Annotated in this window: 3 protein-coding genes; all 3 read left to right on the plus strand. The window is 52.1% G+C overall.

Features of this window, described 5'->3' with window-relative positions:
- Positions 1-4 precede the first annotated feature (4 nt).
- The gene (gene infC / locus A3730_RS26880; RefSeq protein ID WP_063539332.1) at positions 5-499 is read left to right on the plus strand and encodes a translation initiation factor IF-3; all 495 of its coding nucleotides are present in this window, start codon (positions 5-7) and stop codon (positions 497-499) included.
- Between the two features lie 38 nt (positions 500-537).
- The gene (gene rpmI, locus A3730_RS26885) at positions 538-732 is read left to right on the plus strand and encodes a 50S ribosomal protein L35 (RefSeq protein ID WP_007149690.1); all 195 of its coding nucleotides are present in this window, start codon (positions 538-540) and stop codon (positions 730-732) included.
- A gap of 25 nt (positions 733-757) precedes the next feature.
- The coding region (gene rplT / locus A3730_RS26890) for a 50S ribosomal protein L20 (RefSeq protein ID WP_063539331.1) at positions 758-1099 on the plus strand (342 nt) is incomplete at its 3' end.

Below are 1099 nucleotides of genomic sequence, written 5' to 3' on the forward strand. Positions count from 1 at the left end.
GCAAATCCAGGCAACCGAAGTTCGGTTGATTGATGTGGACGGTGAGCAGGTCGGTATCGTCAGCCTGCAGGATGCCTTGGAAAAGGCCACCGCTAAACAGCTGGATCTGGTGGAAATCTCCCCTGGTGCAGAACCGCCGGTTTGCCGAATCATGGATTACGGCAAGCATCTGTTCGAGGCAAAACAGAAGGCCAAAGAGGGGCGTAAGAAACAACGCCAGACTCAGGTCAAGGAAATCAAATTCCGTCCCGGCACCGACATTGGCGACTATGAGGTGAAACTGCGTAACCTCATCCGTTTCCTCGAGGCCGGAGACAAAGCGAAAATCACCGTCCGTTTCCGCGGTCGGGAGATGGCTCACCAGGAACTGGGCCGGGAACTTCTCGCACGTATCGAGAAGGATCTGGAAGAATACGGTTCTGTTGAGCAACGTCCGAACATGGAAGGGCGCCAGATGATCATGGTGCTCGGCCCGGGCAAAAAGAAGAAACAGTCCTGATCGGCTGTTTAATTAATTCATCAACTTGAGAAGGTACCATGCCTAAAATCAAGACAAATCGTGGGGCTGCCAAGCGTTTCAAAAAAACCGCCTCCGGTTTCAAGCGCAAGCAGGCATTCAAAAACCACATTCTGACCAAAAAGTCTTCCAAGACTATTCGTAAACTGCGTCCGAAGCAGGAAGTCCACGAGAATGATGTGGCTCTTGTTAAACGCATGATGCCCTACGCATAACTTTTACGGATCTGGAGACTAAAAAATGGCACGAGTAAAACGTGGTGTGCAGGCCCGTCGTCGGCACAAGAAGATTCTCAAGCAAGCTAAAGGCTACTACGGTGCCCGCAGCCGTGTATTCCGTGTAGCGGTACAGGCCGTTACCAAAGCTGGTCAGTACGCTTACCGCGACCGTAAGGTTCGCAAGCGTCAGTTCCGTCGTCTGTGGATTGTTCGTATCAACGCCGCTGCGCGTTTGAACGGCCTGTCTTACAGCCGTCTGATCAATGGGCTGAAGAAAGCGTCCATCGACATTGACCGTAAAGTACTGGCGGACATCGCTGTCCGTGATCAGGCAACCTTTAGCGCTTTGGCCGAAAAAGCCAAA

The sequence above is a fragment of the Alcanivorax sp. HI0044 genome, from assembly GCF_001634945.1.

Coding starts and splice junctions, on each gene's coding strand:
- rpmI (WP_007149690.1), top strand. CDS start 538: ATGCCTAAAATCAAGACAAATCGTGGGGCTGCCAAGCGTTTCAAAAAA.